This window comes from Nocardioides okcheonensis, from assembly GCF_020991065.1.
Classification (GTDB): Bacteria; Actinomycetota; Actinomycetes; order Propionibacteriales; family Nocardioidaceae; genus Nocardioides; species Nocardioides okcheonensis.
Genome location: NZ_CP087710.1, coordinates 3,273,994 through 3,300,033, shown reverse-complemented (window position 1 = coordinate 3,300,033; position 26,040 = coordinate 3,273,994). Strand labels below are relative to the sequence as shown.

The 26,040-nt window shown below is 73.6% G+C and carries 27 protein-coding genes; 12 read left to right on the top strand and 15 right to left on the bottom strand.

Annotation, left to right across the window (positions count from 1 at the left end; all coding sequences use genetic code 11):
- The first annotated feature begins 29 nt into the window (after positions 1–29).
- Positions 30–1,055, top strand: coding sequence for a L,D-transpeptidase family protein (locus LN652_RS16140; RefSeq protein ID WP_230441627.1), 1,026 nt, complete (start codon positions 30–32; stop codon positions 1,053–1,055).
- A gap of 16 nt (positions 1,056–1,071) precedes the next feature.
- Here LN652_RS16140 and LN652_RS16135 read toward each other — a convergent pair whose 3' ends face one another.
- The 3 genes from LN652_RS16135 to LN652_RS16125 form a co-directional block, all read right to left on the bottom strand.
- Positions 1,072–1,434 carry a hypothetical protein gene (locus LN652_RS16135; RefSeq protein ID WP_230441626.1) on the bottom strand — a complete coding sequence of 121 codons (363 nt, stop codon included), beginning with the start codon at positions 1,432–1,434 and terminating at the stop codon, positions 1,072–1,074.
- Positions 1,435–1,529: 95 nt separating this feature from the next.
- On the bottom strand, positions 1,530–2,774 hold the full coding sequence (locus LN652_RS16130) for an AMP-binding protein (protein ID WP_230441625.1): 1,245 nt from the start codon (positions 2,772–2,774) through the stop codon (positions 1,530–1,532).
- Between the two features lie 151 nt (positions 2,775–2,925).
- Positions 2,926–4,095, bottom strand: coding sequence for an AMP-binding protein (locus LN652_RS16125; protein WP_230441624.1), 1,170 nt, complete (start codon positions 4,093–4,095; stop codon positions 2,926–2,928).
- Positions 4,096–4,225: 130 nt separating this feature from the next.
- Between LN652_RS16125 and LN652_RS16120 the strand changes: the two genes are divergently transcribed.
- On the top strand, positions 4,226–5,467 hold the full coding sequence (locus LN652_RS16120) for an isochorismate synthase (RefSeq protein WP_230441623.1): 1,242 nt from the start codon (positions 4,226–4,228) through the stop codon (positions 5,465–5,467).
- A 1-nt stretch (position 5,468) separates the two neighbouring features.
- Here the strand turns inward: LN652_RS16120 and LN652_RS16115 are convergent, their stop codons facing one another.
- Complete coding sequence (locus tag LN652_RS16115; RefSeq protein WP_230441622.1) at positions 5,469–6,116, bottom strand: MBL fold metallo-hydrolase; 648 nt, start codon at positions 6,114–6,116, stop codon at positions 5,469–5,471.
- Positions 6,117–6,304: 188 nt separating this feature from the next.
- Here LN652_RS16115 and LN652_RS16110 point away from each other — a divergent pair, with 188 nt between their 5' ends.
- Positions 6,305–7,513: a glycoside hydrolase family 16 protein gene (locus LN652_RS16110; protein ID WP_230441621.1), complete on the top strand. Its 1,209-nt coding sequence runs from the start codon at positions 6,305–6,307 to the stop codon at positions 7,511–7,513.
- A 57-nt stretch (positions 7,514–7,570) separates the two neighbouring features.
- Here the strand turns inward: LN652_RS16110 and menD are convergent, their stop codons facing one another.
- The 3 genes from menD to LN652_RS16095 are packed head-to-tail and all read right to left on the bottom strand — an operon-like array spanning position 7,571 to position 11,138.
- A complete protein-coding gene (gene menD / locus LN652_RS16105) occupies positions 7,571–9,184 on the bottom strand; it encodes a 2-succinyl-5-enolpyruvyl-6-hydroxy-3-cyclohexene-1-carboxylic-acid synthase (RefSeq protein WP_230441620.1) in 1,614 nt (537 codons plus the stop codon).
- On the bottom strand, positions 9,181–10,122 hold the full coding sequence (locus LN652_RS16100) for an o-succinylbenzoate synthase (RefSeq protein WP_230441619.1): 942 nt from the start codon (positions 10,120–10,122) through the stop codon (positions 9,181–9,183). The genes menD and LN652_RS16100 overlap by 4 nt, the downstream gene beginning before the upstream one ends.
- Complete coding sequence (locus tag LN652_RS16095; RefSeq protein ID WP_230441618.1) at positions 10,122–11,138, bottom strand: AMP-binding protein; 1,017 nt, start codon at positions 11,136–11,138, stop codon at positions 10,122–10,124. Before LN652_RS16095 ends, LN652_RS16100 begins: the two co-directional genes overlap by 1 nt.
- Before the next feature lie 33 nt (positions 11,139–11,171).
- Here LN652_RS16095 and LN652_RS16090 point away from each other — a divergent pair, with 33 nt between their 5' ends.
- The 7 genes from LN652_RS16090 to LN652_RS16060 all read left to right on the top strand — a co-directional run bounded on the left by LN652_RS16090 (position 11,172) and on the right by LN652_RS16060 (position 16,834).
- Positions 11,172–11,462: a DUF1330 domain-containing protein gene (locus tag LN652_RS16090; protein WP_230441617.1), complete on the top strand. Its 291-nt coding sequence runs from the start codon at positions 11,172–11,174 to the stop codon at positions 11,460–11,462.
- Between the two features lie 2 nt (positions 11,463–11,464).
- Entirely contained in the window at positions 11,465–11,806 is a 342-nt protein-coding gene (locus LN652_RS16085) for a DUF1801 domain-containing protein (protein WP_230441616.1), read from the top strand.
- A 94-nt stretch (positions 11,807–11,900) separates the two neighbouring features.
- Positions 11,901–12,644: a hypothetical protein gene (locus tag LN652_RS16080; protein WP_230441615.1), complete on the top strand. Its 744-nt coding sequence runs from the start codon at positions 11,901–11,903 to the stop codon at positions 12,642–12,644.
- Entirely contained in the window at positions 12,641–13,153 is a 513-nt protein-coding gene (locus LN652_RS16075) for an RNA polymerase sigma factor (RefSeq protein WP_230441614.1), read from the top strand. Before LN652_RS16080 ends, LN652_RS16075 begins: the two co-directional genes overlap by 4 nt.
- A 150-nt stretch (positions 13,154–13,303) precedes the next feature.
- A complete protein-coding gene (locus LN652_RS16070; RefSeq protein ID WP_230441613.1) occupies positions 13,304–14,659 on the top strand; it encodes an MFS transporter in 1,356 nt (451 codons plus the stop codon).
- Positions 14,643–15,515 carry a 1,4-dihydroxy-2-naphthoate polyprenyltransferase gene (locus LN652_RS16065; RefSeq protein ID WP_230441612.1) on the top strand — a complete coding sequence of 291 codons (873 nt, stop codon included), beginning with the start codon at positions 14,643–14,645 and terminating at the stop codon, positions 15,513–15,515. Before LN652_RS16070 ends, LN652_RS16065 begins: the two co-directional genes overlap by 17 nt.
- A gap of 62 nt (positions 15,516–15,577) precedes the next feature.
- Positions 15,578–16,834 carry a GNAT family N-acetyltransferase gene (locus LN652_RS16060; protein WP_230441611.1) on the top strand — a complete coding sequence of 419 codons (1,257 nt, stop codon included), beginning with the start codon at positions 15,578–15,580 and terminating at the stop codon, positions 16,832–16,834.
- A gap of 25 nt (positions 16,835–16,859) precedes the next feature.
- Here LN652_RS16060 and LN652_RS16055 read toward each other — a convergent pair whose 3' ends face one another.
- Positions 16,860–17,123, bottom strand: coding sequence for a DUF4229 domain-containing protein (locus LN652_RS16055; RefSeq protein ID WP_230441610.1), 264 nt, complete (start codon positions 17,121–17,123; stop codon positions 16,860–16,862).
- Positions 17,124–17,159: 36 nt separating this feature from the next.
- On the opposite strand from LN652_RS16055, the gene LN652_RS16050 reads away from it, so the two are divergent.
- A complete protein-coding gene (locus LN652_RS16050) occupies positions 17,160–17,348 on the top strand; it encodes a hypothetical protein (protein WP_230441609.1) in 189 nt (62 codons plus the stop codon).
- Here the strand turns inward: LN652_RS16050 and ccsB are convergent.
- From ccsB to hemL, 6 genes are read right to left on the bottom strand one after another with little or no spacing between them, the layout of a single operon-like run.
- Positions 17,304–18,326, bottom strand: a complete 1,023-nt coding sequence (gene ccsB, locus LN652_RS16045; protein WP_230441608.1) for a c-type cytochrome biogenesis protein CcsB — start codon at positions 18,324–18,326, stop codon at positions 17,304–17,306. The two genes, LN652_RS16050 and ccsB, sit on opposite strands and share 45 nt — an antisense overlap.
- A complete protein-coding gene (gene resB, locus LN652_RS16040) occupies positions 18,323–19,948 on the bottom strand; it encodes a cytochrome c biogenesis protein ResB (RefSeq protein WP_230441607.1) in 1,626 nt (541 codons plus the stop codon). Before resB ends, ccsB begins: the two co-directional genes overlap by 4 nt.
- Positions 19,945–20,688, bottom strand: coding sequence for a cytochrome c biogenesis CcdA family protein (locus tag LN652_RS16035; protein ID WP_230441606.1), 744 nt, complete (start codon positions 20,686–20,688; stop codon positions 19,945–19,947). Before LN652_RS16035 ends, resB begins: the two co-directional genes overlap by 4 nt.
- Positions 20,681–21,244 carry a TlpA family protein disulfide reductase gene (locus tag LN652_RS16030; protein WP_230441605.1) on the bottom strand — a complete coding sequence of 188 codons (564 nt, stop codon included), beginning with the start codon at positions 21,242–21,244 and terminating at the stop codon, positions 20,681–20,683. The genes LN652_RS16035 and LN652_RS16030 overlap by 8 nt, the downstream gene beginning before the upstream one ends.
- Positions 21,245–21,249: 5 nt before the next feature.
- Positions 21,250–21,927, bottom strand: a complete 678-nt coding sequence (locus LN652_RS16025) for a histidine phosphatase family protein (protein WP_230441604.1) — start codon at positions 21,925–21,927, stop codon at positions 21,250–21,252.
- A gap of 1 nt (position 21,928) precedes the next feature.
- Complete coding sequence (gene hemL, locus LN652_RS16020) at positions 21,929–23,257, bottom strand: glutamate-1-semialdehyde 2,1-aminomutase (RefSeq protein WP_230441603.1); 1,329 nt, start codon at positions 23,255–23,257, stop codon at positions 21,929–21,931.
- 179 nt (positions 23,258–23,436) lie between these two features.
- On the opposite strand from hemL, the gene LN652_RS22055 reads away from it, so the two are divergent.
- Complete coding sequence (locus LN652_RS22055; protein WP_329958436.1) at positions 23,437–24,621, top strand: lytic murein transglycosylase; 1,185 nt, start codon at positions 23,437–23,439, stop codon at positions 24,619–24,621.
- A 254-nt stretch (positions 24,622–24,875) separates the two neighbouring features.
- Here the strand turns inward: LN652_RS22055 and hemB are convergent, their stop codons facing one another.
- Positions 24,876–25,880 (bottom strand): porphobilinogen synthase, encoded by a 1,005-nt coding sequence (hemB, locus tag LN652_RS16010; protein ID WP_407941505.1) that lies wholly within the window; start codon positions 25,878–25,880, stop codon positions 24,876–24,878.
- Positions 25,881–26,040: the final 160 nt, after the last annotated feature.

The following is a 26,040-nucleotide window of genomic DNA, read 5'->3' as shown; positions in this document are numbered from 1 at the left end:
CCCGAGCCGGCCCGAGGGGGAGGACCCACATGTCACGCCACGACCCGCACCGCACGGTGCACCGCCTCGGCGCACCGCTGGTCGCGCTCGTCCTCGCGCTGGCCTGCACCTCGCTGCTGGTCGTCGCCCCGGCCGGCGCCGGCGCCCCGTCGACGTCCGCCCGCGCGGAAGCCTTCACCCCGATGCGGCTGGGCGACTCGGGGTGGCGGGTGCGGGTGCTGCAGAGCCGGCTGCACCAGCTCGACCTGCACTCGGAGGTGGTGACCAGCCGCTTCGACGTCGAGACGCGCGACGGCGTGGCGACCTTCCAGCGCCGGCGCGGCTGGACCGCGGACGGCGTGGTCGACGAGCGCACCTGGACCAGGATCGTGGCCCGCACCACGGAGCCGACCTCCGACGCGCTCCACAACGTCTACACGCCGGGCCGGGCGCTGCTCGAGCGCGGCGACCGCGGCATGTGGGTGCGCCAGGTCCAGGCGCGCCTCAAGCAGGTCCGCTGGTACGACGGTGACGTGACCGGCCGCTACGCCCGCTCCACCGTGCGGGCGGTCGAGGGGTTCCAGGCCAAGCGCCGGATCCCGGTCACCGGGGAGGTCGACCGCCGGACGCTGACCCGCCTGAAGGACATGACCCGCGAGCCCACGAGGGCCGAGCTGTTCAACATCGTGCCGGCCGGTCCCGCGCTCGACCCGCGCTGCACCACCGGGCGGGCGATGTGCGTCGACAAGACGTCGCGGTCGCTGCGGTGGGTGGTCGACGGCGTGGTGCTGAAGACGGTCGAGGTCCGCTTCGGGTCGGACGAGCTGCCGACCCGCGAGGGAGCGTTCTCGGTCTTCCGCAAGTCGCGCGACCACGTCTCGAGCCTCTACGGCACCTCGATGCCGTTCGCGATGTTCTTCTCCGGCGGGCAGGCCGTCCACTACTCCCCCGACTTCGCCGCCAACGGCTACGCCGGGGCCTCGCACGGGTGTGTCAACGTCCGCGACCGCGCGGCCGTCGCGTGGCTGTTCGACCGGGTCAGGATCGGCGACGCGGTGATCGTCTACCGCTCCTGACCCGGCCCGCCTGCGCTCAGATCTCGAGCTGGGTCGAGAGCGTGGAGAGCTTGTGCCGGGCCATCGCCAGGTTCGCGCGGCTCTTGTCGAGCACCAGGTAGATGAACAGCCCCGGGTGGCCCTTCGGCAGGTTGATCAGGTGGTAGGCCTTACCGAGGGTGATGAGGATGTCGTCGATGGTGTCGTCGAGACCCAGGCTCTCCATGGTGCGCATCTTCGAGCGGACCACGTCGGTGTTGCCGGCGGCGGCCACGTCGAGGTTCAGGGCCGTGGCGTCGCCGGCCTGGCCCAGGGCCATGCCCGACTGGTAGTCCACGAGCAGCGCGGCGACGGCGCCGTCGATGGAGACGGCCTCCTTGAGGATCACGTCAACGTTCATGGTGTCTTCCTTCTCGTTGGTCCCGCCGACGACCGGCGGGGAGCTGTGGAGTGCGGCACCGCGGCGCCTGCTGCGCAGGCGGTGGCGCACGGGGGTCACTGCTGGGCCTCGCGGGCGCGCGCGAGGAGCAGCTGGTCGAGGAACGACTCACCGCCGAAGAGCGGCAGCGAGGGGAGCACGAACGCCGACTCCTCGGGCTCGACGGGCGCCGGCGCCCGGTCGACGGCGAGCCGGAAGTCCTCCCCCGGCTCGTGGCGCGAGCGGCGCGGCAGGTCAGCCGCGTCGCCGAGGACCACCGGGGGCGGCACCGGCAGGTCGGCCGGCGCGAGCCGGACGGCGCCGAGGTCGAGCACCTCCACGCCCTCGCGCTCCAGCACGGCACGGTCGCGGGCGGAGACGCCGGAGGCCACCACGAGCCGCAGGTGGTCGCCCAGCCGCGGCCGCTCGTCCGCCGGCACGGCGCGCCGGAGCGGTCCGCGGCGCGGGCGCGCGACGGGCTCCACGTCGAGGCCCGACACCAGCACCCCGGTCGCCTCGTCCGCCAGCACGAGGACGGTCGGGCGGACCTCGGCGAGCACCGCGCGCAGGTCGGCACCGGGAGGCAGCTGGGCCAGCGTCGCTCCGGCCGCGAGGTGGGCGTCGGCGGCCAGGTGGCCCAGCGCGTCGGCGGGGCCGCACGCCACCAGGACGACGTCGTCGGGGTCGACCACGCCGTCGGGCAGCGCCGCCTCGGCCGGCACGCGACCCATCGGACGACCGCGGCCCAGCACGCGCGGCAGGGCGCCCTCGGGGTCGACGGAACGGTCCACACGAGCGACCGCGTCGGGGTCCATCGTCAGCCGCTCGGCACCCAGCTGGAGGAGGCGGCCCCATCCGCGGCCCCCGTCGAGCGCGAAGAGCTCGGCCGACGGGAAGGACAGGTCGGGGAGCCGGTGCAGGTCGTGCGCGTCCTCGACCACCACGAGGCGTACGTCGACGCCGGTCAGCTCGCGGACCAGGTCCTCGGCCGTGGCGTGCGGGTCGACGTGGACCACGACGGCGCCGATCGACCGGAGGGCCAGGTCGAGCTCGGGGGATCCGTGGCCGGGCGGCACCAGCGAGACCACGACCTGGTCGACGCGGAGGCCGCTGCGCACGAGGCCGGCGGCCGCCTGCTCCACCACCCGCGCGCTCTCCGCCCAGGAGCGCGCCGCGGTCCGGTCGCCCGCCACGAGCAGGTGGGCGGTCCGGTCGCCGCGCTGCCGGGCGTGGTCCGCGAGGGCCGTCCAGCGCGATGACTGCGGGGTCTCCGCGCCTCGGCTCGGCAGAGCCGCGGCACGCGACACGGGCACGTACGCCATGTCGGACCTCCCCCCTCGGCGGCCTACCGTCGGACTGGTTGACCTGTCAAGAAGTCTCGGACGCGGTGTCGCCGCGCGAGACCGTTTTACCTTCGCGTGGATGTTGCGTGCGGATCCTGTGGTGCCGCTCGTCCGGAGGCTGAGACGGGCCTCAGGTCGTCAGCGAGAACGCCGAGTCGAGCTCGGCGCCGCCGCGGCCGCGCCGCGGCAGGGAGGTCGCCGCAGCGACCTCGACGGCCGCCGGCGCCGGGACCGCGACGACCGCGTGCTCGGCACCGAGGTCGAGCCGGACGGCCGGGTGGTGCGCGACGCGCCCGATCCGGAGGCCGAAGGTCGTCGCGAGCGCGCTGACCGTGCGGTTGACCCGGGCGTCGAGCGCGAGGACGCGCAGCCGCCCGCCCCACCACGGGGCCAGGGCGACGACCTCGTCGGCCAGCTTGCGGGCGCGGGACGCCAGCTTCGCGCCGGCCACCTGCGCGGAGGTGGCGTCCAGGACCTCGCGCGGCGTCTCGTGCCACGGGGCGCCGTCGACGGTGCCGGCCTCGACCAGGTCCTCGAGGACCCGGGCGGCCGTGTGGTCGAGCAGGACGTGGGTCGGCCGGACGTGCGCCAGCGCGGCCTCGAGCTGGTCCGGGCCCTCGACCCAGGCCAGCAGGCACCCGGCACCGAGGTGGGCGTCGCGGACGACGGTGGTGAAGCGGTCGGTCGCCTCGCCCGTCAGCAGCACGACGTCGTCGGGCCGGAGGTCGGACAGCAGGCCGGAGGACTCGGGGCGGAACAGCCACGCGTGGCTCTTCTCGCGCGTCAGGCCCAGCACCGCGCCGGACGGCGCGTCGGAGCGCGCCCGGTCGACCCAGGCCAGCAGGTCGGGCTGCCGCTTGCGCCGGTCGAGACCCATCGCCCGCAGCCGCTCCCACGAGCGGTCGTCGCACTCGAACAGCTGGGCGTCGAGCAGCGCCGCCTGTCGCAGCAGCGCCAGCCGGCTCTCCTGGTCGACGACGACCAGGCGTACCTCGACCTCGTCGAGGAGCCGGCCGACCTCCGCGGGGTCCATGTGCTCGGGGAGGAGGAGCGGCACCGCACCCGCGACGCGCACCGCGAGCTCGAGCTCGACCTGGCGGGCGCCGGTCGGCACGCGCAGCACCACGACCTGCCCGGGGTTGACCCCGGCCTCGATCATCCCGGCGGCGCCGTCGATGACCCGGCGGTACAGCTCGTTCCACGTCAGGCGTGACCAGCCGTCGCCGGCCCGCTCGACGAGCGCGACCTCGAGGGCGCGTTCGCGCGCGTGGCGCTCCAGCCGCGCGAGCGGCGAATCCATGACAGGCACGTACGCCTCCCGGTCCTCTCGACTAACCCCAGCGCAACCTAGGTGACGGGCCGACCTCCTGTTTGCCGATTGCCCGATCTCCCGTCGTCCGGTTGCGGGGTCGGGCGTAGGCTTCCCGGTCGTGACGACCCCTGCGTCCGCCTCCACCGCACCGCTCGTGGTGCGCACCGTCCCGGTGGACCTGGCGGATCTCCCGCTCCTGGACCTGCTGCCCGAGCAGCAGCCGGTCAGCTGGCTGCGTCGCGGGGAGGGCCTCGTGGGCTGGGGTGTCGCGGCCCGGCTCGAGACGTCCGGCCCGACCCGCTTCAGCGACGCCGTCAAGTGGTGGTCGGAGACCGTGGGACGCGCCGAGGTCGACGACCTCGTCGGCGAGCCCGGCACCGGCCCCGTCTGCTTCGGCGCCTTCGCGTTCGCCGACGAGCCCGGCGACTCCGTCCTGGTCATCCCGGAGGTCGTGGTCGGACGACGGGGCGACCGCACCTGGCTCACCACGGTCTCGGTCCCGACCCCCGACCTCGTCCCCGCACCCGCGCCCCGCCCGCCGGCGGGCATCACCTTCTCCGACGGCGCGCTCAACGGCGAGGAGTGGATGTCGGTGGTCGCCGAGGCCGTCGCCCGGATCTCGTCGGGCGACCTCGAGAAGGTCGTCCTCGCGCGCGACCTGATCGCCACCACCGACGAGCCCCTCGACGTGCGCTGGCCGCTGCGCCGCCTCGCCGAGGACTACGAGATGTGCTGGACCTTCCACGTCGACGGACTCTTCGGCGCCACGCCCGAGATGCTGGTGCGCCGCGAGCGCGGCCTGGTGACCTCCCGCATCCTGGCCGGCACCATCCGGCGCACCGGCGACGACGAGCGCGACCTCGCCCTCGCCGCCACCCTCGCCCGGTCCTCGAAGGACCTCGAGGAGCACGAGTACGCCGTCCGCTCGGTCGCCGACGCCCTCGAGCCGCACTGCTCCTCGATGAACGTCCCCGAGGCGCCGTTCGTGCTGCACCTGCCCAACGTGATGCACCTCGCGACCGACGTGAACGGCGTGGTCCACGACGTCGCGACGTCGCTGCAGCTCGCCGAGTCGCTGCACCCCTCGGCCGCCGTCGGCGGCACCCCGACCCCGGCCGCGACCGCGCTGATCGCCGAGATCGAGGGCATGCCGCGCGACCGCTACGCCGGCCCGGTCGGCTGGATGGACGCGTCCGGCGACGGCGAGTGGGGCATCGCGCTGCGCTCGGCGATGGTCGTCGACGGCGGCGTGCGGCTGTTCGCCGGCTGCGGCATCGTCGCGAGCTCCGACCCCGAGGCCGAGCTCGCCGAGTCCCAGGCCAAGTTCGTCCCCGTGCGCGACGCCCTCGAGGTGGGCTGAGTCAGTCGACGTCCTCGCCGGGCTCGCGCCGCACGAAGGCGAGGCCCTCGGGCAGCAGGTTCGCCATGTGCGCCGCGACCATGTCGAGGCCGATGTCGCTGTAGACGCGGTCGTGGATCCCGAGCGCGACCGGTGCCCCGACCTCGCGCACGAAGTCGACCGCCTCGGACACCTTGAGCCACGGCGCGCTGACCGGCGCCAGCAGCACGTCGACCGGCCGCGGGGGCGGGGTCAGCGCGTCACCGGGGTGGTAGACGCTGCGGCCCCCGGGCCCGCCGGCCTCGACGAGGTAGCCGGAGTTGTCGAAGCGGTCGTAGTCGGGGTGGATCACCGCGTGCTTCTCCCCGACGACCTCGACGGCGAGGCCGACCACGTCGAGCCGGTCACCGGGGCGTACGACCGTGACCCGGTCGGCGACCTCGGGCGCCTCCTCGCGCAGCCGACGCTCGACCGCGGCGATCGTCCAGACCGGGACGTCGGTGCCCCGGAGGTGGTCGGGGTGGACGTGGTCGGCGTGCTCGTGGGTGACGAGGACCGCGTCGGCCCCGACGAGGACGCCGGGGTCGGTGAACACGCCCGGGTCGACCACCAGCACCGCGCCGTCGTGCTCGAGCCGGACGCAGGCGTGGCCGTGCTTGGTGATCCGCATGCCGCCAGCGTAGGACGACGGGGGCGCCGCACGCACCGCTCGCGACGTCCCGCCCGTCACTCCCGTCACAGCGGTGGGTTCGTCCGAAGAATGCGTGGGATTGGAGCGCCCCGGTTAGGGTGGTGCCGCCTCCGACGGGTGGAGTGCCCGGGGGAGATGAATCGCACCCGACTCGAAAGAGAGTTCACATGTCTGCACGCCGCGTGCTCGCAGGCAGCGTCGCCGCGCTGCTCCTGCCCGCGTCCCTGCTCATGAGCTCCGGGGCCGTCCAGGCCACGGGCTCCACCGGATCCGCGGACAGCCCCGCGTCGACGTCGGTGTTCAAGAAGGCCGGCCAGAAGGTCTCGCTGGAGGTGCTCCCCCAGATCGTCCAGCAGGGTCGGGGCGCCACCAGCGCCGACAAGGCCAAGGCTGCCGTCACCGCGACGATCAAGCCGAAGAAGGTCGGCCGCCCGGTCGTCCTCGAGCAGCTCCAGGGCTCGAAGTGGAAGACCGTCGGCAAGGCCAAGCAGGACAAGGCCGGTCGCGCCGAGTTCTCGGCCCTCGTGTCGAAGGGTGGCCAGGCCGTCACCTACCGCGCCACCGCGATGAAGTTCAAGGGCCTCAAGAAGGTCAGCAGCCAGCCGGCGGACACCACGCAGTGGCTCACGCCGACCTTCAGCGACGAGTTCTCCGGCTCGACGCTCTCGCCGGTCTGGAGCATGCGCGGCCAGGACTACGAGCCGATGAGCAAGCGCAAGTGCTCCAAGGGTGACCCGAAGGCCGTCAAGGTCGGCGGCGGCGCCCTGCGCCTGAGCGTCATCAAGGACAAGTCCGCCAAGGGCAAGTGCACGGCGACCTCGCGCAAGCTGAAGAAGAAGATCTCCTACCGCCTCAACGGCCACGTCGGCACCAGCGGCGCCTTCGACTTCAAGTACGGCGTCGCGGCGGCCCGCATCAAGATGCAGAAGCTCCAGGGCCAGCACGCCAGCTTCTGGATGCAGCCCGTGGGCGAGAACGGCCCCGGCAGCGACGGCCACGAGATCGACGTCATCGAGTACTTCGGTGACAAGCACCCGCAGGGTGGCCTGACCAGCTTCATCCACTGGTACAAGGGCAAGCGCCTGATCAAGACGGGCTCGTGGATCAAGGACTCGACGTCGTTCCTCAAGAACAAGAAGGACGGCTGGTCGAAGAACTACCACGTCTTCTCGGTCCAGTGGACCCCCAAGGCGATCATCATGCGCATCGACGGCAAGGAGACCTGGCGCACGTCGGCCCGCGTCTCGAAGGCCCAGCAGTACCTCATCCTGAGCCTGCTCGCCTCCGACTACGAGGCGCTGGAGATGAACGACAAGAAGCTCCCGCAGCACATGTACGTCGACTGGGTCCGCGTCTGGGAGACGCCGCAGTCCTGACCGGCTGACGACGCACCTCGCACCGCCACGATCCACGGTCCGCGCGCTGGACCTTCCTCAGGGAAGGACCAGCGCGCGGATCTTTTCGTCCAGCTCGCGCCGGTTGTCCCGGCGCACCCGGGCCTCGACGACCTCGATCCCGCCGTTCGGGGAGGCCAGCGCCTGCTCGAGCTCCGGCAGGCTGTCGACCCGCAGGTGGGCGACGCGGGCGGCCGCGCACAGGCTGGCGAGGTCGGTCCCGTGCGGGGTGGCGAAGAGCGTCTCGAAGCGGTCGGCGTGGGCCGGGGCTCCCTGCTCCAGGGTCGCGAAGATCGAGCCGCCGTCGTCGTTGACCACGACGACGGTCAGGTCGGGGCGCTCCTCGCGCGGGCCCAGGAACAGCCCGGTCGTGTCGTGCAGGAAGGTCACGTCGCCCATCAGCGCCAGCGCGCGCGTCGAGCGGCGGGCGAGCGCCGCCCCGACGGCGGTGCTGACGGTGCCGTCGATGCCGGCCAGGCCGCGGTTGGCGATCACCTTGCGGCGGGCGCCGACCTCGTAGGGCGCGACCATCAGGTCGAGGTCGCGCACCGGGTTGGACGCACCGACCACCAGCAGCCCGCCGGGCGGCAGCGCGCGGCTCACCGCGCCGGCGACCTCGTGCGGGGTGAGGTCGGGCTCGGCGGCGAGCAGCCGGTCGAGGGCGCGGGAGGTGGTGCGGTCGGCCTCGCGCCAGGCGTCCAGCCAGCCCGGGGCGTCGGGACCCGCGACGCGTACGCCGTCGGCGGGGTCCACCTCGAGCGCCGTCGCGAAGGGTCGGTCCGGCCACAGCCCGCGCGCCCGGACCGAGACCACCTCGACGTCGTCGCGGGCGAGCAGCCGCGACACCGGGCGGGAGAGCGTCGGGTGACCGAAGACCACGACCCGCTCGACCCTCCGGCCGAGGTCGCCGTCGAGCAGGAGCCGGTAGGTCCGGATGACCGCGTCGCCCGTGCGGCAGCCGCTGCTCGGCTCGGCGAGCAGCGGCCAGCCGGCGCTCTCGGCGAGCTGGCGGGCCGGCGGGCCGGCGTCGTCGCCGGCCACCACGACGGTGCGGGGGCCGACCTCGAGCTCGACCGGGTCGGCCGCACGCCCGACGGCCGGCACCAGCCAGGTGGGCGCCTCCCCCGCGTCCCAGCCGTCGTCGTCCGGCAGCAGCGGGTCGTCGAGCTGGACGTTGAGGTGGACCGGGCGCCGGTGGTCGTGGGTGCGGAGGAACGCCAGCAGCTCGTCGAGGTCCGCACCCGCGACGTCGAGCGTCGTGGCGAAGGCGCCGAAGAGGCCGTCCTGGTGGGTGGTCTGGTTGGCGCCTGTGCCGCGCAGCCGGGCGGGCCGGTCCGCGGTGACGACGACGAGCGGGACGCCTGCGTGGGCCGCCTCCATGACGGCGGGCAGCAGGTGGGCCACGGCCGTGCCGGAGGTGCACGACACGGCCGCCGGGCGGCCGGACACCTTGGCCAGCCCGAGCGCGAGGAAGCCGGCCGTGCGCTCGTCGAGGCGCGCGTGCAGCCGCAGTGCGCCGGCCTGTGCGGCGTCGAAGAGCGCGAAGGACAGCGGGGCGTTGCGCGACCCGGGGGCGACGACGACCTCGCGCACCCCCGCGCCGCGCAGCGCGGTCGCCACGTCACGCGCGAGCCGGGTCGACGGGTTGCTCATGCCGGCAGATCCTTCCGCACCGCGTCCATCCGGGCACGCCAGTGCGCCTCGCGGTCGGGAGTCGCGGCGAGCCGGTCGAGCGACGCGGGGTCGACCCGGGGGCGGCCGACCGGCAGCGTCCCGTCGACGGGCAGCAGCCGGTCGGTGACCACGTCGTCGGTGAGCAGCTGGACGGTCGCCAGGCCGCACGCGTGGTGCAGCTCGGGCAGCGCGGCGGCGAGGGCCACCCCGGCCGCGATGCCGACGCTGGTCTCGAGCGCGCTCGACACGACCACCGGGAGGCCGATGTCCTCGGCGATCCGCAGGCAGGCGCGTACGCCGCCCAGCGGCTGCACCTTGAGCACGGCGATGTCCGCGGCCTCGAGGTCACGCACCCGGTAGGGGTCCTCGGCACGGCGGATCGACTCGTCGGCGGCGATCGGCACGTCCACGCGGCGGCGGACGACGGCGAGGTCCTCGACGCTCGCGACGGGCTGCTCGACGTACTCCAGGCCGCCGGCCGCGCGGTCGAGCGCGGCGATCGCGCGGACCGCGCCGTCGACGTCCCACGCACCGTTGGCGTCGACCCGCACCAGCCCGCCGGGACCGAGCGCGTCGCGCACCGCCTCGAGCCGGGCGACGTCGTCGGCGAGGGACTGGCCGGGCTCGGCGACCTTGACCTTGGCCGTCCGGCAACCGCCCGCCCGGACGATCGCGTGGGCGCGCTCGGGGTCGGTCGCCGGGACCGTGACGTTGACCGGGACGGCGTCGCGCAGCGGCTCGGGCCACCCGACGTCGGCAGCCTCGCGGGCGCAGGCCAGCCACGGACGGGACACGTCGGCGTCGTACTCGAGGAAGGGCGACCACTCGCCCCACCCGGCGTCGCCCCGCAGCAGGACGCCCTCGCGGACCGTGATGCCGCGGAAGCGGGTGCGCATCGGGATCGAGAAGACGTGCATCACACGACCGCCCGGATCGCCTGGCGGTCGACCTTGCCGTTGGGCAGCAGCGGCAGCGCGTCGAGCCGGACGACGCTGCGCGGCGCCCAGGCGCGCGGGTGGACCTGGGAGACCCACTCGCGCAGGTCGGCCTCGGCTGCGGTGCCCACCACCACCGCGACCACCCGGTGCCCCCACTCCTCGTCGTCCACGGCGACGACCTCCGCCGCGTCGACGAGGGGGTGCTGGCGCAGCCGCTCGGCCACCGCGGGCAGCGGCACCTTGACCCCGCCGCTGATCGCGACGTCGTCGACCCGGCCCGTGACCTGCAGGCGGCCGTCCGGGTCGAGCCGTCCGGTGTCGGAGGTGAGGAACCACCCGTCGACGAGCGTCGCGGCGGTGAGGTCGGGGTCGCCGTCGTAGCCCGCGAAGATCGTGGGGCCGCCCAGCCGGATCCGTCCGGTCGTGTCGAGGGCGAGGCCGACCCCGTCGAGCGGGACGCCGTCGTAGACGCACCCGCCGGCGGTCTCGGACGAGCCGTAGGTCGTCACCACGTGCACGCCGCGCTCGTGCGCCCGGCGGCGCAGGTCGGCGTCGAGCCCGCCCCCGCCGACCAGGACGGTGTGCAGGCCGGCGAGGGCCTGCGCCTGGCGGTCGTCGGCGAGCAGCCGGTGCAGCTGGGTGGGGACGAGGGAGGTGAACAGCGGCCCCTCCCCCGCGGCCGTCGCCGCGGCCGCGACGTCGAGGTCGGCGACGACGACGGGGTCGTGCCCGGCGACCAGCGAGCGGACGACGACCTGCACCCCCGCGACGTAGGACGACGGCAGCGCGAGCAGCCATCGACCGGTCGCGCCGAGCCGCGCGGCGGAGGCGGCGACGCTGGCGAGCACCGCCGTGCGGGGCAGCAGCACGCGCTTGGGCCGACCGGACGAGCCGGACGTCTCGATCAGCAGCGGCGGAGGCTCCGGGGCGGCGAGCCAGCCGGCCAGCTGGGCCACGGCGACGGCGGGGTCGTCCGAGGGGCGCAGGGAGCTCACGACGCCCACGCTAGCGGTCGTAGGCTCGGGCCCATGAGCGCCTACTGGATCACCACCTACAAGGCCGTCCACGACCCCGACAAGGTCGCGGCCTACGCGAAGCTCGCCGGTCCCGCGCTGACCGGCGCGGGCGGACGCTTCCTCGTCCGCGGGGTCCCCGAGGCGACCTTCGAGCTGGGCGAGGCGACCCGCACGGTCGTCATCGAGTTCGACTCCGTCGAGGCGGCCGTCGCCGCGCACGACAGCGAGGCCTACGCCGAGGCGCTGCGCGCGCTCGACGGTGGCGCCGACCGCGACATGCGCGTGGTGCCCGGGGCGGAGTGACGATGGCCGACGACTGGCGCCGCGACACCGTCGACCTGCTGCGCTCGCTCGTCCTCGAGGCCGAGCCAGACGCGGTCGAGGAGGCGAAGTGGCGCAAGGCCTCCAACCCCGACGGCGTGCCCACCTTCTCCCTCGACGGCCTGATCTGCACGCTCGAGACCTACCGGGACAAGGTCAAGGCGACCTTCGCCCGCGGCGCGTCCCTCCCTGACCCCTCCGGCGTCTTCAACGCCAGCCTCGACGCCGGGACCCGTCGCGCGATCGACGTCCGCGAGGGCGACGAGGTGGACCGCGAGGCGTTCGTCGCGCTGGTGCGCGCGGCCGTGGCGGCCAACCGCGGCTGACGCGCGGACGAACCATGGTCGACTGGTGCCGCCAGCAGCACGGCTGTAACGCCTCGACACCTCCAGGGTGAGAACATCCAGCGAAGGGGACGGCATGGTCGACGGGCGCACATCTGGTGAGTGGGCGGACGGGCACGCGGAGGCCGTACGTCGTTCGGCACCGGAGGTGCCCGCGTTCTCCCAGAACGAGCGGGACGCAGTGTGGCACCGGGTCTCGACCACCGCGCCCGATCCCCGTCCGCGACACCGATGGCGGGCGACCGTCGTCGCCGTGGTGGCGGCGTGCGCGGTGGGCACCGCCGGGGCGGCCACGGCTGGACTGTTCGGCGCCCACACCGGACGTGTTCCGACGGACGCCGAGGACCTCGAGCTCGGCGGTCCCGGTGAGCGCCTCGACCCGGCTGCGCCCGACTTCGCCGAAGTGGTCGACGAAGTGACGTCCGACATCGAGTTCCCGTCAGCCTCGTCGCGCGCCCGCGCCGTCGCGTGGCAGGTGGACGACCTCTCCGACAGCGGAGCGCTGGTCTCCGAAGGAGCTCTCCGTCTGTGGGTATCGGGCAACGCACTCTGCGCCTGGAGCAACGAGTGGGCGGCCGCCGCGAGGGAGGAAGACACCGCCACCCTGGAGGCCGCCGCTCGCGTGATCCGCGAGGCCCGCAGCTGGCCGGCGATCACCGACACCGACCCGGACCTCGCCGGCGACTCGGAGTTCTCGTGGCTCCCTGCGCTTGAGCAGGCCGTGTCGGACGGCGACACTGATGCGGCTCGGGCGCCGCTCCACGACCACGGGGCGTGCCTGCCCGGACTCGCTCCAGCCCTGGGGCTCGGTCCGCGATGAACCGACGCGCGTCCCGGGAGGACGTGGAGGCACTATTTCGGCAGCACGCGGACGAGGTGCACGCCTACCTCCACCGTCGCGCCGGAGCGGCTGGAGCGGACCTCCTCGGCGAGGTCTTCGTCATCGCCCTCCGCCGCGTGGACGACCTCCCCGGGCCGGACCTGCGCCGGGCGTGGCTGTTCGGCACTGCGCGGCGACTCCTGCTGGCGCAGGCGCGGAACGACGCCCGTCGCACGCACGCGGAGTACGAACGCGCCCGTACGCACGTCCCGGAGCCCACGACGTCAACCGATCACGCCGCCGTTCGCGCGGCCGTCGCGTCCCTTCCCGACGTCGACCGGGAGCTGGTGCGGCTCACCGAGTGGGAGAACCTCCCCGTCAACGAGGCTGCCGCGGTCGTCGGCCTGCGCCCGGGCACGGCGCGCGTCCGGCTGCACCGAGCCCGCCGCCGACTCGCCGCACACCCCGCGCTGCAGGCGTACGTCGCGTCACTCGGCGCGCCAACGTAGACGCGCAGACAGAACTCCGCTGGAGCGCGACCGGTCACGCTCGGCCGGCGCTCGATGTCGGACTTCTGTCCGCGCGTCTCCCGATGGCGTGACCGGGCCCACCGTTAATCGGGCGACGGGTGTCGCTGCGGCGGGAGAGAATGGTCGGCGATGCTCACCGCCCTGAAGAACTACGCCACGCCCCCGTCGACCCTTGCCCGTCGGCTGTCGGTGCAGTCCCTGCTGTTCGCCTCCGGTGACGGCACGTTCCTGGCCGGGTCGGCCGTCTTCTTCACCCTGGTGGTGGGCCTCTCGCTGGGGCAGGTGGGCATCGGACTCACGATCGCCGCGATCGCCAGCTTCGTCGTCGCGGTGCCGATGGGCAAGCTGGTCGACCACTTCGGCCCCAAGCGGATGTGGACGCTCTCCGCCGCTGTCCAGGGGCTGCTGTTCCTGGCGTGGCCGTTCATCGACAGCTTCCCGGAGTACGTCGCGCTGGCGGTCGCGATGGAGGTGGCAGGCACCCTCGGCGGCGCCGCCCACGGCGCCTACGTCATCGACATCCTGCCGCCGTCCGAGCGGGTCGAGTCGCGGGCCTACCTCTACTCGGCGCTCAACGTCGGCTTCAGCATCGGCGCCTTCCTGGGGGCCGGCGCGATCGCGTTCGGCACCGAGGCCCTGCGTTGGGCACCCCTGCTGAGCGCGGTGCTCTTCCTGCTCAACAGCGCGGCCATCCCGCGGCTCCCGGACGCCACCCACGACGTCCGCAGCAGCGAGCCCCGCGTGAAGCCCGAGGGCATCCCGGCGATCCGCAACCGCAGCTGGATCGCGGTCACCTTCTTCACCGGCGTCATGTGGACCAACCAGGTGCTGCTGCACACCGTCATCCCGGTCTGGCTGGTCACCGAGACCGACGCCCCGAAGGTGCTCGTCGCGGTCCTCTTCGGCACCAACACCGTGATGTGCATCGTGCTGCCGCGGCTGGCCTCGCGCGGCATCCGCAACGTCGAGACCGCCCTGCGCGCGGTCCGGCTCTCCACGCTCTTCTTCGTCCTGACGTGCGTGGTCACGCTCGCCACGCACGAGACCACCGGCTGGCTGACCATCGTGCTGTTCTTCGTCGGCCACGTCGTGCTCACCTGGGCCGAGCTGTTCCTCTCCGCGTCCGGCTGGACCCTCGAGGCCGAGCTGATGGACCCGCGCCGTCGCGGCGACTACCAGGGCGTGTCCGAGCTGGGCGGCACCCTCGGCAGGTTCTGGGCCCCGGCCGCCTACGGCTTCCTCGCCATGGAGTGGGGTGCGTTCGGCTGGCTGACGATCGCGGTGATCGTGGTCCTCGCCGCGACCGGGCTGCACGCGTCGGCGCACTCGGGCCGGCGCTGGCTCGAGAAGCACGTCCCGGCCGACGTCCTCGCCGACGCCCGGGCCGACGGCCCCGCACCGGCGGAGGTCGCCCCCGCCGGGCCGCCCACGATGCTGGAGCCCGGCGCTCCCCTGCCAGAATCCACCGGTGACCTCCTCCGCTGACTGGATCGCCGGTGCCCGGCCGCGCACCCTGCCCGCCGCCGTCGCGCCCGTCCTCGCCGGCACCGGCGTCGCGGCGCACGCCGACGCCGCCGTGTGGTGGAAGGCCGCCCTGGCCCTGGTGGTGAGCCTGGCCCTCCAGGTCGGGGTCAACTACGCCAACGACTACTCCGACGGCATCCGCGGCACCGACGCCGACCGGGTCGGTCCGATGCGGCTGGTCGGCTCGGGCGCGGCCACGCCCGGCGCCGTGAAGACGGCCGCGTTCGCGGCGTTCGGCGTCGCGGCGCTCGCCGGCCTGGTGCTCGCCGCCACCACCTCCTGGTGGCTGGTCGCGGTGGGTGCGGTCTGCGTCGTGGCGGCCTGGTACTACACCGGTGGCGAGCGGCCCTACGGCTACCTCGGCCTCGGAGAGGTCATGGTCTTCGTGTTCTTCGGGCTGGTCGCGGTCATCGGCACCACGTACGTCCAGACGCAGGCCTGGGAGTGGGCCGCCCTCTATGCCGGGATCGGCATCGGCGCCCTCGCGTGCGCGATCCTGGTGGCCAACAACCTGCGCGACATCCCCACCGACACCGTCGCCGGCAAGCGCACCCTCGCAGTCCGGCTGGGCGACGAGCGCACCCGCTACCTCTACGCCTTCCTCGTCCTCGTGGCCGCCGCGGCGGTCGTCGCGGTCGCCGCGGCTACGACGTGGTGGGCGCTGGTCGGCCTGGGCTTCCTCGCCCGCGCCGCCGCCCCGACCCGCGCGGTGCTGCAGGGCGCGAGCGGTCCGGCGCTGATCCCCGTGCTGGGCGGCACGGGCGCCAGCGAGCTGCTGTGGTCGGTGCTCGTGGCCGCTCCCCTGCTGCTCGCCTGAGCGCCGCGGACGCCCTGATAACCCGTGGCCGGTCGCCACGCGCGCTGACTAGGTTGGCGCCCGTGGACTACCAGCACGCGACCCTCGACTTCTCCGACGACTCCGAGCAGGCGAAGGCCCGCCGTCGCGGCTGGATTACCGCGGTGCTGCGCGGATTCCGCGAGGAGAGCCCCGGGGACGAGCTCATCGAGAAGTGGGTGACCCACTACCGCGCCGACGCGGTCACGGTGCGCGGCGCCTGGCTCCCCGAGGGTGAGTTCGCCGCCGGCCCGATGCCCGTCGCGACCTATGCCAGCTTCGACAAGACCCTCAACGCCGGCCGCGGGCTGGTGCCGCTGCGGATGATCACCGACGTCACGACCAGCGCCAGCCACCGCCGCCGCGGGCTGCTGCGCCGGATGATCGAGGACGACCTCGCCGACGCCGTGGCCCACGACGTGCCGGTGGCGGCGCTGACCGCGTCGGAGGCCACGATCTACGGGCGCTGGGGCTTCGGCCCCGCCACGTTCAACACGGTCGTCGAGCTCGACACGACGCCCGGCTTCTCGCTGCGCTCCTTCGACGACCCGGGGCGCGTCGAGGTGCTCGAACCCGCCGACGCGTGGCCGCACGTCCGGACCGTCTTCGACGCCTTCCACGCCCGCCAGCGCGGCTCGGTGGAGTGGCCGGTGCAGTACGGCGACATCCACAGCGGCGCCTTCGACTACGACGCCGGCGGACCGAACCGCAAGATCCGCACCGCCGTCCACCTCGCGGCCGACCGGACGGTCGACGGGTTCGCGGTGTTCAAGCACGGGGAGGACTACTCCCTCGTCGTGCAGGAGATGATCGCGCTCACGCCGCAGGCCCAGCTCGGGCTCTGGGACTTCCTGGCCCGGACGGACCGGGTCAAGAAGGTCACCTTCAACCTGGCCCACCCCGACGACCCGCTGCGGTGGGCACTGGACGACCTCGGCCGGCTCGCGGTGACCGGACAGCGCCACTTCCTGTGGCTGCGCCTCCTCGACGTGCCCCGTGCCCTCGCGGCGCGCCCCTGGGCGAGCGACGGCGCGGTCGTGCTGGAGGTCGAGGACGCCCAGGGATGGGCGGCGGGACGGTTCGAGGTCACCGCTCGCGGCGGCGTCGCGACGGTCACCCGCACGGAAGCCGACCCCGACGTCGTGCTCGACGCCGAGACGCTCGGCGCGCTCTACCTCAGCGGCGTCGAGGTCGGTGCGATGCGACGGGCGGGCCGGGTCGCGGGCTCCGACGACGCGGTCGCCCGCTGGGCGGCCATGGCCGACCTCGCGGACCCGCCGTACTGCCTCACCGGGTTCTGAGGCGCCCGGGGAGCGCGCCGGAGGGTCAGTCCTGGTCCTCGCGGGCCTTGCGCTCCTCGAAGGCGGCGGACGCCTTCGCGGCGCGCGCCTCGACGCGGCGGGCGAACGCCTCGCGCTGGCGGTCGAGGACGAAGAAGGACGCGATGCCGGAGATCAGGAACGCCAGCACGACGGCCCAGAACAGCTGGACCTGGCCGTCGAAGACCAGCGCCATCACGCCGAGCACCACGCCGAACGAGGCGAGGAACAGCACGATCCGCAAGGCGGTGTAGACGACGAACTCCTTCACGCCCCCAGCCTAGGCCGGGCTGGCTACATTGGAGGAATGCTGAAGGTCCTGCTCGTGGTGGTGCTCATCGCGATGGTGGTGTGGGTCCTGGTGCGGCTGGCGCTCCGCCGCATCGACGGCGGCGGCGGGTCGCAGGCCCGCCCGCCGCGGGTCGTCGGCCCGGACGACGACCCGGACTTCCTACGGGGTCTCGACCGGCGCCGTCGCGACCCGGAGGACGACTGACCGCTCGACCTCGGCGCCGTTGGCGTACGAGTGCTGGCTGCTGGTGCTGAAGAAGTTGATGCCGATGAAGTTGAACCACAGCGTCGCGGCACCGACCAGGGCCAGCAGGGCGGCGTTGCGGCCGCGCCACCCGGCCGTCGCGCGGGCGTGCAGGTAGGCCGCGTAGACCACCCACGTGATGAACGCCCAGACCTCCTTCGGGTCCCAGCTCCAGTACGACGACCAGGCCTGGTGGGCCCAGATCGGACCGGAGATCAGCACGCCGAAGGTCCACACCGGGAAGCCGAAGGCGTGCATCCGGTAGGAGATGCGGTCCAGGGCGGGCAGCTCGGGGAGGCGCGCGAGGTAGCCGGTCTCCTTGGTCGAGCGGGCCTTGAGGAGGTAGAGCGCCGAGGTGATCGCGCCGAGGGTGAAGGCGCCGGTCGCGATCACGGCGGCGACCACGTGGATCACCAGCCAGTAGGACTCCAGCGCCTCGGTGAGCGGGGCGACGGGCTCGTAGAGCCACAGCACGTCGGCCAGCAGCACGCACAGCACGAAGCCCACGACGACCGGGCCGAGCCACGACAGCCGCCAGCGGCGGGTGGTGGCCAGGAACAGCGCGACCACGACGAACGTGCCGCTGAGGGTGAACTCGTACATGTTGCCCCACGGCACCCGGTTGGGGTCGGCGGCCATGCCGCGCCCGACGAGGGCGACGAGGTGGGCGAGCGCGGCGACGCCGGTGAGCAGGAGGCCGAGCCGCTCGAACATGTCGGAGCGCTCGGCGCTGCGCACCACGTCCTGGTCGGCGACCACGGTGTCGTGCGGCTCGGGGCCGGCGGCGCCGACGCCGGCACCCACCCGCTGCGCCTCGCGCACGGGCACGTCGCGCAGCGTCGCCCACTGGACGGCGTAGGCGAGGAGCGCCAGGAAGTAGACGACTCCGGCCGCGGCCACGCCCTGGTTGCTGAGCGTCTCCCACTGCAGGTCGGTCACGATGCCACCTCTCGGTCCTGTCTGAGTGCTGCGATGATCGCGGCGAGCTCGTCGCGACCGTTCTCCGGGTCACCCGCGGAGGACCGGTCGAGCCGGGCGACCTCCACCAGTGTGCTCCCGTCCTCCTGACGGCGGGCACGCACCCACAGCCGTCGAGGCCGCACGAACAGCGACCCGAGCAGGCCGAGCAGCGCCAGGACGACGCCGGTCAGCGCGACCATCTTGCCGGGGGTCCGGCTGACCTGGATCTTGTTCCACCGCTGGAGACCGTCGAAGGTGACGGAGCCGAGGCCGTCCGGGAGCTCGATGGTGTCACCGGGTCGCAGGTCGAGACGGAGCGGCTGGCCGTCGTCCTTCATGACCTGCGTGGTCTTCGCCTTGTCGAGCACGTAGACCGACGAGCCGGTGCCGTCGTCGAGCCCGACGTCGCCGGTGTAGACGAACAGCGACACCAGCGGGTCGAGGGAGTCGCCGAACACCGAGACCGGCGGGATGAGCTCGCCGTCGGGACCGCGGGCGCCGCCGAAGGTCGGGTAGAAGGAGCCCTCGAGGCCGATCTGGGTCGGCTTCGCGTCGGGCGCCTTGACCACGCCGAAGGACTCGAAGGTCTGCGGGTTGGTCGGCAGGAACACCGACGGCCCGGACTGGGCGATGTTGCCGTCACCGTCGCGGACGGTGAGGACGGGCGCGTAGCCGTGGCCGATGAGGAAGACGTCGGTGCCGCCGATGGACAGCGGGTGGTTGACCCGGAGGTCGTACTCCTGGCTCTCCGCGTCCGCGTCGGTCCGGTAGTCGAGGTGGGAGACGAACTTGCGGGCCATGCCGACCCGGCGGCTCTCGGGATCGGTGATCCAGTCGACGTCGAAGTCGGTGATCTTGAAGGAGAAGGGCTCCATCACCGACGGGTCGAACAGGCTGCCGGGCGCGAAGTCGTCGTACTGGGTGAGGGTGTTGGAGAAGCCGTAGTCCTTGCCGACCAGCAGGATGACGCCGCCCTTGTAGCCGAACAGGCTGCCGACGGCGACGCCCACCAGCACCACGATGACGGCGAGGTGGAAGACCAGGTTGCCGGCCTCGCGCAGGTGGCCGCGCTCGGCCGCGACCGAGTCCGAGCCCTCGAGCAGGTCGACCCGGTAGCGCCGCCGGCGGATCACCTTCGCGGCACGGGCCAGGACGACGTCGGGGGCCTCGTCGGTCTCGTACGACGCCGACTCCGGCAGGCGCATGAGGTGGCGCGGGGCCTTCGGCGGGCGCGCCCGCAGCGCACGCGCGTAGACGAACAGGCGCGGGATGATGCACCCGACCAGCGAGATCATCAGCAGGATGTAGATCGCGGAGAACCACACCGAGCCGTAGACCGAGAAGAGGTCCAGCCGGTCCCAGATGGGCGCCAGCCGCGGGTGGTCCTCGCGCCACTGCGAGACCTTCAGCGAGTCGATGTTCTCCTGCGGGATCACCGACCCGGGGATCGCGGCCAGCGCGAGCAGGAGCAGCAGCACCAGCGCGGTGCGCATCGAGGTGAGCTGGCGCCACGACCAGCGCACCAGCTCGCGCGCCGTCATCTCCGTGGGCATCGGGGTCGCCTGGCGGTCGTCGGACGACCGCTGCTGGAGGTCGGTCACACCGGCACCGTGAATCCGACGACGTAGCCCTGGAGCGAGTCGGCGAGCCGCTGCCACCAGCCGGTGACGAGCAGCAGCCCGATGAGGATCATCATCGCGCCGCCGAGGCGCATCAGCAGCATCTGGTGGCGGCGCAGCACCGCGAAGGCGCGCATCGAGCGCCGGTAGGCGACCGCGGCGGCGATGAAGGGCAGGCCGAGGCCGAGGGCGAAGACCGCCGCGAGGAGCGCCCCGCGGCCGGCGGTCGCCTCGTTGACCGAGAGCGCGTTGATCACGCCGAGCGTCGGGCCGACGCAGGGGGTCCAGCCGACGCCGAAGAGGAAGCCGAGCAGCGGCGCCGCGGCCAGCCCGACGGCCGGCACCTTGTGGATGCGCCAGTCGCGCTGCAGCACCCCGAAGACCCCGAGGAAGGCCAGGCCGAGCACGATGGTGATGACGCCGAGGACGACGTTGAGCTCGTCGCGGTGCGTGAACAGCGCGCCCGCCGCGCCGGTGAGGCTGCCGATGATCACGAAGACCACGGCGAAGCCCAGCACGAACAGGACCGCCCCCGTGACCAGCCGGCTGCGCCGGGCGCTGTCGAGCTCGGCCGCCGAGAGCCCGGTGGCGTAGGACAGGTAGCCCGGCAGCAGCGGGATCACGCAGGGGCTGAAGAACGAGATCAGGCCGGCCACCAGCGCGACCGGGAGGGCGAGGACCAGCGACCCCGACAGCGCCGTCTGCTGGAACCAGTCACTCATCGAGCACCGCCTCGACCAGGTCGAGCAGCGTGGTGGTCGTCGGCACCCGCCCCTGCACCGACGCCGCGACCCGGCCGTCGGCGTCGAGGACGACGGTGCTCGGGATCGAGCGCGGGGTCAGCGTGCCGGCGAAGGGCAGGATGGCGGTGCCGTCGGCGGAGTAGATCGAGGGGTAGGGCACGTCGAAGCCGCGGACGTAGGAGCGGGCGGACTCGACCGAGGAGTCGCGGATGTTGATGCCGACGAAGGAGACCCGGTCGCCGAGCTCGGCGGCGGCCTCGTTGAGGTCGGGCTGCTCGACGCGGCAGGGCGGGCACTGCGACCACCACAGGTTCACCACCACCGGCTTCCCGCGGTAGTCGGCGAGGTCCACGTCGTTGCCCTCGAGGTCGGTGCCGGTGAGCTCGATCGGGGCGTCCCGGTCGCCGATCGCGACCTCCGTGGGGACGCCCTCGCCCGTGATGTAGCCCTTGTCGCCGGTGCCGGACAGGCTCGAGCAGCCCGCCAGCGCGAGGAGGCAGGCGAGCGCGACCAGGGGGACCGCGAGACGGCGCACGAGCGTCAGGACCGGTCCTCCTGTGCGGCGCCGCCGGAGGAGAACGGGGCGGAGCGGTCGCCGACCGGGATCAGGTCGCCGGCGGGCTCGGAGTAGCGCACCTGCACCACGCGCTCGTCGTCGAAGACGATGCTGGTCAGCGAGCAGAGCGTGCACTGGCGGGTCCGGGGGTGGTGCAGGTAGCTGCGCTTCTCCAGGAACAGGCGGGTCGTCCAGATCGGCAGCTGGTGCGACACCACCACGGCCTCGTGGCCCGCCGCGACGTCGCGTGCGTCGTGGACGGCCGCCAGCATCCGGCCCGCGATCTCGTCGTAGGGCTCCCCCCACGACGGCTTCATCGGGTTGTACATGTGGCGCAGCAGGCCCGGGTTCTTGAGGAACGTCTTCGCGCCCGCCCCGAAGTTGACGCCCTGGAACTTGCTGCCCGACTCGATCACGCGGGTGTCGACGACCGGCTCGAGGCCGAGCACGGCGGCCAGCGGCGCACCGGTCTCGCGCGCCCGCTCGAGGGGCGAGGTGCGCACGTGCACGATGTCGCGGTCGCCGATCGAGTCGGCGATGCGCTGGGCCATCCGCCGGCCGAGGTCGGAGAGGTGGAAGCCGTCCATCCGGCCGTAGAGCACGCCCCGCGGGTTGTGCACCTCGCCGTGGCGCAGCAGGTGGACGATCGTCTGGGTCCCCACGTCAGCGACCTCCTGCCGCGGCGGCGGCCGCGGCAGCGGCCGGGAGGGCGTCGAGCACCGTCGTGACGGCCCGCTCGTCGTGGGCGGCGGAGACGAACCACGCCTCGTACGCCGACGGCGGGAGGTAGACGCCCCGGTCGAGCATCGCGTGGAAGAACGCCGCGTAGGCGGCCGTGTCCTGCGTGGACGCCTCGGCGAAGTCGCGCACCGGGCCCTCGCGGAAGAACACCGAGAACATGGTCCCGGCGGTCTGCACGGCGTGCGGCACGGAGGCGGCGGTGAGCGCGTCGGAGGCGGCCTCGCGGATGGTGCGCGCGGTGGCGTCGAGGTGGTCGTAGACCTCCGGCGTCGCGAGGCGCAGCGTGGCCAGGCCGGCGGTGGTCGCCACCGGGTTCCCGGACAGCGTGCCGGCCTGGTAGACCCGGCCCTCGGGGGCGAGGTGGGCCATCAGGTCCGCGCGACCGCCGAACGCCGCCGCCGGGAAGCCGCCGCCCATCACCTTGCCGAAGGTCATCAGGTCGGGCACCCAGCCCTCGGCGGCGCCGTCGAGGCCGTAGCCGCCCTGCGCGGTGGCGCGGAAGCCGGTCATCACCTCGTCGCTGACGAACAGCGCACCGTGGGCGCGGCAGGTCTCGGCGAGGAAGGCGTTGAAGCCGGGCTCCGGCGGGACCACGCCCATGTTGCCGGGCGTGGCCTCGGTGATCAGGCAGGCGATCCGCGGGCCGTGCGCCTCGAACGCGGCGCGGACGGCGTCGCGGTCGTTGTAGGGCAGGACCAGGGTCTCGCCGGCGGAGCTCGCGGGCACCCCGCTCGTCCCGGGGACGGCGAGCGTCGCGACGCCCGACCCGGCCTCGGCGAGCAGCGGGTCGACGTGGCCGTGGTAGCAGCCGGCGAACTTCACGACCAGGTCGCGGCCCGTGGCGCCGCGCGCGAGGCGGATCGCGGACATCGTCGCCTCGGTGCCGGAGGAGACGAAGCGGACCCGCTCGACCGGCGTGCGGGCGACGATCTCCTCGGCGAGCTCGACCTCGGGCTCGGTGGGCGTGCCGTACGAGGTGCCGCGCCCGACCGCGGACACCACCGCCGCCTGCACCTCGGGGTGCGCGTGGCCGAGCAGCATCGGGCCCCACGAGCAGATCAGGTCGACGTACTGGTGCCCGTCGGCGTCGGTCAGCCAGGCGCCGCTGGCCGAGGTGATGAAGCGGGGCGTGCCGCCGACCGCGGTGAAGGCCCGGACGGGTGAGTTGACGCCTCCCGGGGTGACGGCTCGCGCGCGCTCGAAGAGGGCTGCGCTGGCCGCGGTCGTGGGACGTGTCGTCGCGGTGGTCACGGCCTCATTGTCGCCCAGCCGGGCAAGGAGCACCCATTCGGCACCGCGCCCCCGGTGCCCCCGTGTGGACTGGGCCACACGAGGCGCGCGCGTAACCTCCACGTCGCCGTCCCGTTGGTGGTGTATCGGAGCCCGGAGGGGGCATCATGGGAGCGGCACCACACAGGGGGGACCACCACATGTCGACATTCGGACGGCTCCATCGGGCGACCGCGATCGTCCCGCTCGCGCTGCTGTCCGTCGCGTGGACCGCCAGCCTCTCGGGCGTCGGCACCGGCACCGCCAGCGCGGACGCCGACGGGTCCGGCACGCTCCCCGACGGCACGGTCCTGCCGAGCGAGGCCGTCGAGGCGCCTGCCAGCGTCGGCGACGCCGTGACCCGTGCCGCGGCGCTCTCCCCCGGCAGCGCCAGCAGCATCGCGCAGGCCGCGCTCGCGGCGTACCAGCGCGCGGAGACGGTCATCAACCAGGCCGACCGGGGCTGCCGGCTGCCGTGGGAGCTGATCGCGGCGATCGGGCGCGTGGAGAGCGACCACGGCCGCTACGACGGCAACGTCCTCGACGACCAGGGCGTCGCCCGGCCGGGGATCTACGGCATCGCGCTCGACGGGACGAACGACACCCAGGACATCGCCGACACCGACGGCGGGCAGTACGACGGCGACGCGCGCCACGACCGTGCGGTCGGTCCGATGCAGTTCATCCCCTCCACCTGGTCGGTGGTGGGGGTCGACGGCGACGGCGACGGCACCCGCGACCCGCAGGACATCGACGACGCGGCGCTCGCCACCGCGGTCTACCTCTGCTCCGGCGACGACGACCTCTCCTCGGAGAAGGGCCAGCGAGCCTCGGTCTACCGCTACAACCACTCCAACGACTACGTCGACCTCGTCCTGGAGGTCATGCAGGCCTACCTCGACGGCGACTTCGAGGCCGTGCCCGGGTCCACGCCCACCGGCACGCTGCTCCCCGAGACCCAGGGTCCGCGCGGCGGGAAGGCCGGCGGCTCGGGCAAGGGCGGCGACAAGGAGGGCACCTACGGCGAGTCCGGCGGCGGCAAGGGCGGCAAGGGAGGCAAGGGCGGCGGCAAGGGCACGCCGACCCCCACGCCCACCCCGACGCCCACCCCGACCAAGACTCCGACGCCCACCCCGACGCCGACCAAGACGCCGACGCCGACCCCGACCGCCACGCCCACGCTGCCGATCCCGACGACGCTGCCGCCGCTCCCGACGGTCACCGTGCCGCCGATCACCGAGACGCTGACCTTCGCCCAGGCGCAGGCCCAGTGCCTGGCCAGCGGGATCTCCGGCCTCGACCTCGCGGCGCTCAACGCCTGCATCAACAACCTGATGAACCCCTGACCCTCGCCCGCTGGTCGAGGTCCCCGATGGTCGAGGAAGGACCGTCGCCCCGCTGGTCGAGGAAGGACCGTCGCCCCGCTGGTCGAGGAAGGACGAAGTCCTGTCACGAGACCATGGCCGGGGGGTCTCGTGACGGTCGCAGAGCGACCTCCTCGACCAGCGGGACGAGGCGACCTCCTCGACCAGCGGGACGAAGCGACCTCCTCGACCAGCGGGAGGGGCGACCTCCTCGACGAGCGGGGTGCGCGGAGCGTTCAGGCGCGGAGCAGGCGAGCGGCCTCGGAGGCCCAGTAGGTGAGGATCACGTCGGCGCCGGCGCGGCGGATCGAGGTGAGGGTCTCCAGGATCGCGGCCTCGCGGTCGATCCACCCGTGGGCGGCGGCAGCCTCCACCATGGAGTACTCGCCGGAGATGTTGTAGGCCGCGACCGGGACGTCGACGGCGTCGCGGACCCGGCGGATCACGTCGAGGTAGGCCAGAGCCGGCTTCACCATCACGATGTCGGCGCCCTGCTCGATGTCGAGCAGCACCTCGCGCACGCCCTCGACCGCGTTGGCGGGGTCCTGCTGGTAGGTACGGCGGTCACCCTGCAGCGAGGAGTCGACGGCCTCGCGGAACGGGCCGAAGAAGGCCGAGGCGTACTTCGCCGAGTAGGCGAGGATCGAGACGTGGCTGTGCTCGGCGGCGTCGAGCGCGTCGCGGATCACCGCGACCTGCCCGTCCATCATGCCGCTGGGGCCGACCATGTCGACGCCGGCCGCAGCCTGCGCGAGCGCCATCTGGGCGTACGCCGCGAGCGTCTGGTCGTTGTCGACCTCGCCGTCGGGCGTCAGCACCCCGCAGTGGCCGTGGTCGGTGAACTCGTCGAGGCACAGGTCAGACATGACCGTGAGCTGGTCGCCCACCTCGGCGACCACGTCGGTGATCGCGAGGTTGAGCACGCCGCCCGGGTCGATCGCGCCCGACCCGGTGGCGTCCTTGTGCTCGGGCACGCCGAAGAGCATGATGCCGCCCAGACCGAGCTCGGCGGCCTCGGCGGCAGCCGCCTTGAGGGAGTCGCGCGAGTGCTGCACGACGCCGGGCATGGAGGAGATCTCCCGCGGCGCGTCGAGCCCCTCGCGGACGAAGACGGGGAGGACGAGCGAGCTCGGCACCACGTGGGTCTCCGCCACCATCCGGCGCAGCGCCGGCGTACGGCGCAACCGCCGGGGTCGGACGAGCGGGCCCTGGACGTTGATCTCGTCTGTCACGGCATCCATCCTCTCGCAGCGCTGGTCAGAGCGGTGGCCCACCCACGTTCGGGGCGCTCGGACTGTGGGTCCACCACCGCCGGGCGGAGTGTCACCCGCGACACACCGAACGAGCGGTGGCCCACCCACATTCGGGACGTACGAAATGTGGGTGGGCCACCGCTCGTGT

What these genes read in the sequence shown, in the direction of transcription:
- LN652_RS16140 (WP_230441627.1), top strand. Translation starts at nt 30, where the DNA reads ATGTCACGCCACGACCCGCACCGCACGGTGCACCGCCTCGGCGCACCG.
- LN652_RS16135 (WP_230441626.1), bottom strand. Translation starts at nt 1,434, where the DNA reads ATGAACGTTGACGTGATCCTCAAGGAGGCCGTCTCCATCGACGGCGCC.
- LN652_RS16130 (WP_230441625.1), bottom strand. Translation starts at nt 2,774, where the DNA reads ATGGCGTACGTGCCCGTGTCGCGTGCCGCGGCTCTGCCGAGCCGAGGC.
- LN652_RS16125 (WP_230441624.1), bottom strand. Translation starts at nt 4,095, where the DNA reads ATGGATTCGCCGCTCGCGCGGCTGGAGCGCCACGCGCGCGAACGCGCC.
- LN652_RS16115 (WP_230441622.1), bottom strand. Translation starts at nt 6,116, where the DNA reads ATGCGGATCACCAAGCACGGCCACGCCTGCGTCCGGCTCGAGCACGAC.
- LN652_RS16110 (WP_230441621.1), top strand. Translation starts at nt 6,305, where the DNA reads ATGTCTGCACGCCGCGTGCTCGCAGGCAGCGTCGCCGCGCTGCTCCTG.
- menD (WP_230441620.1), bottom strand. Translation starts at nt 9,184, where the DNA reads ATGAGCAACCCGTCGACCCGGCTCGCGCGTGACGTGGCGACCGCGCTG.
- LN652_RS16100 (WP_230441619.1), bottom strand. Translation starts at nt 10,122, where the DNA reads ATGCACGTCTTCTCGATCCCGATGCGCACCCGCTTCCGCGGCATCACG.
- LN652_RS16090 (WP_230441617.1), top strand. Translation starts at nt 11,172, where the DNA reads ATGAGCGCCTACTGGATCACCACCTACAAGGCCGTCCACGACCCCGAC.
- LN652_RS16085 (WP_230441616.1), top strand. Translation starts at nt 11,465, where the DNA reads ATGGCCGACGACTGGCGCCGCGACACCGTCGACCTGCTGCGCTCGCTC.
- LN652_RS16080 (WP_230441615.1), top strand. Translation starts at nt 11,901, where the DNA reads ATGGTCGACGGGCGCACATCTGGTGAGTGGGCGGACGGGCACGCGGAG.
- LN652_RS16075 (WP_230441614.1), top strand. Translation starts at nt 12,641, where the DNA reads ATGAACCGACGCGCGTCCCGGGAGGACGTGGAGGCACTATTTCGGCAG.
- LN652_RS16070 (WP_230441613.1), top strand. Translation starts at nt 13,304, where the DNA reads ATGCTCACCGCCCTGAAGAACTACGCCACGCCCCCGTCGACCCTTGCC.
- LN652_RS16050 (WP_230441609.1), top strand. Translation starts at nt 17,160, where the DNA reads ATGCTGAAGGTCCTGCTCGTGGTGGTGCTCATCGCGATGGTGGTGTGG.
- LN652_RS16035 (WP_230441606.1), bottom strand. Translation starts at nt 20,688, where the DNA reads ATGAGTGACTGGTTCCAGCAGACGGCGCTGTCGGGGTCGCTGGTCCTC.
- LN652_RS22055 (WP_329958436.1), top strand. Translation starts at nt 23,437, where the DNA reads ATGTCGACATTCGGACGGCTCCATCGGGCGACCGCGATCGTCCCGCTC.
- hemB (WP_407941505.1), bottom strand. Translation starts at nt 25,880, where the DNA reads ATGGATGCCGTGACAGACGAGATCAACGTCCAGGGCCCGCTCGTCCGA.